A 5,903-nucleotide genomic window follows, 5' to 3' on the forward strand; every position below is an offset into this window, starting at 1 on the left:
AACTAAATAAACTACAGACTGAAGAAACATTGCCGAGTTAATTATATTTTCGGCAATGTACAATAGAAAGTAGTATGATTTTTAAAGGGTTAGAGAGATGCTAAATTTAACCACTCCACTTCTGTTTTCGGCAAAGTTATCTTCCACTTATATGAAAAGATTAGATAATTATCTTGTTAGTGTGCCTAAAATACTTTCATGTCTAAAGCAACTTTAAGTTTATAGTTATTACACAAATAGATTTCTCCAAACCAAGCTATATCAACATTTTTGGGCTAAATGTCAGGAAAATTTAACATTAATGTCTGAATTCACACGTATCTCGGCTTTACGCCATTATTTATGGAGAAGTCTAATCTGAAAACGGCTGTAAGAGATAATTGATCGATCATAATTAACTCTTTTTTTTCCCTACTAATATTAAGACATATTAAGAAATTTTCACCGACAATTTTTTAAAAGACTTGCCAGATATAGTTTCCCTTAGTTAACCATCCATTAATTATTCGCCCAGTTTTTGTCATCTCCTTTTCACCCAACCTAACTTAAAAAAAAGTACAAGGCTGACACTCGAAAATTTATTACTTGTAAAGATTTCAAGTGTTTGTCTGAATTATAAAAACTAAAGGAGATTCAAAATGATTCAAGTACAATTTAATCCATCTTTTCAAGTCGGTGATATAGTTACTTTTAAAAATCCCGATACACAACATCAACTAAGTAAAAAAACTTGTGAAGTAATGGCTGTTGATGGTGAAATTATTAAACTGACTGAAAAAGGAAGTAGTCTCAACAAGCCTGAATACTGGATTCAAGCAGAAGCGAAGGAGCTTAAATTATTTTCCGAATCGGAAGAATTAACAACAACATTACAAGAAGTTAAATGTCAGGATGATGTCGGACAAAAAAATAACGGTAATCTGTCTAAAGTTTCAGAAATGTCTATTCAGGTTCCTAAAAATCAAGAAGAAATTTCTGATTTGGAGACTAATTTAACTAATTTAGATGAAAAATCGCCAACAAATAGTAATGAAGAATCTGATAGTAAGTCTTTTGTTGACACAATATCTGAGACTAATGATTACGAGCAATCACCTTTAAATGTTGATAATAACTCAGAAATCAAGTCTTCCTCTGATTGTGCAAATGTAGATGAAAATAATCAATCACCTTTAAATGTTGATAATAACTCACTAATTAAGTCTTCCCCTGATTGTGCAAATGTAGATGAAAATAATCAATCATCTTTGAATGTTGATAATAACTCACTAATTAAGTCTTCCTCTGATTCTATAAAAGCAGATGAACATAAACAATCACCTCTGAATTATAGTTCTGAATCGGATCTAAGTTCGTCTAGTGATTCAATGATGAAAACAACTAATGATAATCCAGTAAAACCATTGGCGGAGAATAAGTCTAAAGATGGCATTATAAAATCTGTTGATATTAGTAAGATCATCGCCACTCCAGAAACCCAGTCAAGATGTAAATTAGATTCACAAATTATCAAAGAATATGCCGAATTGATGAAGTCTGGGATAAATTTTCCTCCCGTGATTTTATATTTTGACGATGAAAAATACTATTTAGCAGATGGATTTCATCGTTTGGAGGCGACTAAAAAATGTGATTTATTGGAAATTAATGCTGAAGTCAGACAAGGTTCAAAATCAGATGCTATCCTTTATTCGGTGGGTGCTAACGCAAATCATGGTTTACGCAGAACATCAGCAGATAAGAGAAAAGCTGTAGAAACTGTGTTAAAGAATGAGGAATGGATGGATTGGTGTGACAATTACATTGCTAAACAGTGTGGTGTTAGCCATCCCTTCGTGGGTAAAATTCGTCGGAAGTTGTATCCCAATAGGAAATCTGAAAAACGAACTTATACTAATAAAGATGGACATACTACAGTAATGAAAACTGGTAATATTGGTAAAAATTCTAAGAAGTCTAAAAAAACAGAAAATCCCCAAAATACTGTAGATAAAATATCTTCAACTTTATCCAATACTCAATCCTCTAGCAATAATATTAATCCTCCATATAGTAATCAACCTGAGATTAATGATACAATTCATATTTCAGATGAACAAGTTACAATAGTTAATAATCCTATTGATGATCAGGCGTACACAAAGTCTCGCAGCTCGATCGATACTCTTTCTGAGGATGCTAGTATTATGAAGGAGGAAAACAAGGATAATAAAGATGCCAACGGTACACTGCTCGATCGAACTCGAGATAACGATGAAACTGAGCTAAGTAATAATGATACCAAGAACGATCGAGATAACAGACAATATGTTCAAAGATTAAGGGAAAGTTTTACCTTTGTGAAGTCCGAAATGTTGGCTATTGTATCTTCAGAAAATCAAGAAACAGAGATAATTAATGCTTTAAATTTAATTAATGATGTTTTAACTAATTATCTCGAAAAGTTATCCTGATTAGGAAATTTTACCATTTTGATTCTGTTGGTTCGATCGTCCAGTCAGATTTTGTGATTGAGCCAAAAATTGAATATTATTTTAAGCTCAATTGCATTTAATGGGCAGTTTTAACATCTGAAACCCAAGTATCTTTAGTCTAGGGTTTCAACCTAAAGGCGTTTTAGCTTACAAGATTAGCACTTAGCTAGAGCGTGTCATCAATTAAATTTATAAGTCTTCTATTAATAAGAGTTTTACTCTTTTATCTTTGACAATTTAAAATAAGGGAAAATATTTATCCGACAAGGTTTTTACCGTTAAATGATGATAAGCCTTAGTCCTAATATTAATATATCAGAAAGATATTTTTTTGTCTTATATTAGGGGAATTAAAAGATATAATCGAACTGTAATAGTCATCACTGTATGGTTAAATGCTAATTATTGATAATGTGCTTGGGATGAAATTTTGTTTAAAAAAAATACGATTTTAAATTTTATTGGCATTAGTTTAAGTGTTGTTTTACTAATTCTCTCATGGCAAACTAAATTACCTGTATTATTAACTCCTCTTGAATCAATTGCTTTGATTTTTTCTGCATGGAGTGTCTGGTTATTGTCTCAAAATCAGTTATTAGGTTGGTGGTTAGGTTTAATTGGAGTTATCGCTTATGGTATTGTTTTTTATCGAGTACAGTTATATGGGGAAGTTTGTCTTCAAGTTTTTTATTTAATCACAAGTTTTCAGGGTATTTGGATTTGGTGGCGTGGAGGAAAGGATCAAACGGAAAAACCTATAACAAATATAGAATTTTCTTGGCTCATAATTAGCTTTATTTTGAGTATATTAGGAATAATGGCATTGAGATTAATCTTAATAAAATTAAACGGTTCAGCACCATTTTGGGATGCTTTTACTACTGTTTATAGCATTATTGCACAATTATATTTAATGCAACGTTATGTTCAAAGTTGGTATTTATGGATTGTCGTTGATATAGTTTATATTCCGCTTTATCTTTCAAGAGCATTATATTTTACCAGTTTCTTATATGCTATTTTTTTATTAATGGCAGTTAGAGGTTTGATTCAATTCAAAAAACTTGAACGGGAACAATATCAGCAATGACATTAGGCGTTACAATTGGCAAATTTTATCCTTTTCATTTGGGGCATAACTATCTAATAACAGAAGCAAAAAAACAAGTTGATCATTTAATTGTTCTTGTTTGTCATCATAGTCAACAGACGATCGCAGGAAGTATAAGAAGTCAATGGATTAAATATTTACATCCAGATGTAGAAGTGATAGAAGTAATTGATGATTTACCTGAATCTCCTGAACCTTGGGCAAAAAGAACTTTAGAAATTCTCAAGCCCAATAAACCTGATATTGCTTTTACCTCAGAAACTTATGGAAAACCTTGGGCGGAATTAATGGGTTGCCAACATCAAACTATTGATTTACAAAGGGTTAAATTTCCGATTTCAGGAACATTATTAAGGTCAAATTTGTATAAATACTGGCAAATGCTCACTCCTCCTGCTAAAGCATATTTTGCTAAACGTATTTGTGTTTTAGGAGTAGAATCAAGTGGAACAACAACATTAGCTCAAGCATTAGCTCAATACTATCAAACTGTCTGGATTCCAGAATATGGTCGCTATTATTGGGAAGGAAGAAGATCAATTCCATATCCAACAAAATGGGATACTTACGAATTTTTAGAGATTGTTAAAGGACAACTTCAGTTAGAAAATGCTTTAGCTATAAAGGCTAACCGTATAATTATTTCTGACACAGATGCTTTAGCAACTTATATTTGGCATAGACGTTATTTAGGAGAGGATAGTAAAGAAGTTGAAGCGATCGCCGATTCTCATGATTATAGTCTTTATCTTTTAACAGAGCCTGATTTTGGTTTTATACAAGATGGAACTAGAGAAAGTGAAAATTTAAGATCGACTATGCACGGATGGTTTATTGATGTTTTAAAACAAAAAAATAAACCCTATCACATCATTGGCGGAAGTCATGAATCAAGAATGTTAAAAGCAGTTAAATTAATTGACTCACTATTAGACATAGAACATAACTTTAATTGGCTATAATACTTGAGGTATATAGGTTTTCGTTTTTGTCAAAGGGGGAAGTTCGGTTATTCATAAATATTAACTCGATCGCGCAGCTCCGCCCTTGGCGATCGAACTCCACCACTTTCAACGATCGAACCGTTTGTAGTAAGCTCTTTAGAGCTTTAAGAAATCTCAATTCGCAGGTAACAAATACAATCCCGAAGGGGTATTTTCATCAGGCAAAATCTCCTTACTGCTTTTCAGGTTACGACTTTCGCACAAATTCGCAAAGGCTTCTAAACTCTCTAATCTTGCTAATAATTCGCTCAATCCGTCTAAATATTCTGCGATCGCAATCTGTTTTTGTATCCATGATTTAGGGTATCTTTCTTGGGCGTAAGACATTTCAAACTCAACATTTGCCTCATTTTTTTTGCCTCTTAGTTGATCCTGATTTAAACTAAAATCACTAGGGGAAATTTCCTTAATTCTGGTAACTCTTTCGGGGGTGATATATTCTGCAAAGGGAGAAGCGGAAAAACGATACGCCGTTGACAATGACGAATTACCCTCTTTTATCAGGCTATTACTCCAATTATGAGCCATTTTTTTAAATTTCCCAATCTCCTCCCGTAACATTCCTTTTGCTACCTGATGTTCCCCCATTTGTAACAGTAAATGCGCTTCGGTGACGATAGCAACCGCCCATCCTTGAATTGATACATCACTATTTAATAGCAATTCTGCCTCTAATTCTGGGGTTGACTGCGTCGCCTGATTACTTAAAAATAAACGAGTATTCTTAGCCGTTTTTATCGCTGATAGAGGGGATTCATCGGGAAATAATCTTAAAACTTCTAATTCTGCTTGTAAGGTAGTAATTTCTTTAATTAACATCATTTTGTGAATTTTAGAAATCGCTTTCCCTAGATTTTCCTGTTTTTCTCGACTATCCTGCACCAATAAATATAAATAAGCTAATTGCCCAGAAACCACATCTAAACGACTATTAACCTGATTTAAACCTTCAACAACGACATTAAAACCTTGACTCATCTTCTCGTCAAGACGATTTAAACGAGTTTCTACTTTATTAAAACCTGTTTCCATCGTTTGCTGAAGGTGATTAATTGATTTTTGCATCTGATGAAGTTTATAACCCATATAAGCAAAACCTGCCACACTTACCCCTAAAGTTAGCACACTTGCCCCCGCCGCAATTTGGCTTAATCCCATGACTTGAGATAGGGTTTGTTGCATAGCGGATACTTTGGTATTTAATCCCATTAACTGATTGACGGTGACGGTATGCCCAATGGCATTAACTCCAGCGTTAACACTACCCATGAGCGGATTAGAAGCGATACTGAGTAAGGAATTAGTCAAATTAGG

The 5,903-nt window shown here is 33.2% G+C and carries 4 protein-coding genes; 3 read left to right on the forward strand and 1 reads right to left on the reverse strand.

The features are described 5' to 3' along the window. Positions 1 to 638 precede the first annotated feature (638 nt). From ACN4EE_RS21725 to ACN4EE_RS21735, 3 genes are all read left to right on the forward strand, one after another. Positions 639 to 2,453: a ParB/RepB/Spo0J family partition protein gene (locus ACN4EE_RS21725; protein WP_431708603.1), complete on the forward strand. Its 1,815-nt coding sequence runs from the start codon at positions 639 to 641 to the stop codon at positions 2,451 to 2,453. Between the two features lie 451 nt (positions 2,454 to 2,904). Beyond that, entirely contained in the window at positions 2,905 to 3,564 is a 660-nt protein-coding gene (gene pnuC / locus ACN4EE_RS21730) for a nicotinamide riboside transporter PnuC (RefSeq protein WP_431708604.1), read from the forward strand. Beyond that, positions 3,561 to 4,547, forward strand: coding sequence for an AAA family ATPase (locus tag ACN4EE_RS21735; protein WP_431708605.1), 987 nt, complete (start codon positions 3,561 to 3,563; stop codon positions 4,545 to 4,547). The genes pnuC and ACN4EE_RS21735 overlap by 4 nt, the downstream gene beginning before the upstream one ends. A 156-nt stretch (positions 4,548 to 4,703) precedes the next feature. On the opposite strand, the gene ACN4EE_RS21740 is transcribed toward ACN4EE_RS21735, so the two are convergent. Beyond that, the coding region (locus ACN4EE_RS21740) for a hypothetical protein (protein ID WP_431708606.1) at positions 4,704 to 5,903 on the reverse strand (1,200 nt) is incomplete at its 5' end.

This window comes from Geminocystis sp. CENA526 (assembly GCF_050753365.1).
Classification (GTDB): Bacteria; Cyanobacteriota; Cyanobacteriia; order Cyanobacteriales; family Cyanobacteriaceae; genus Geminocystis.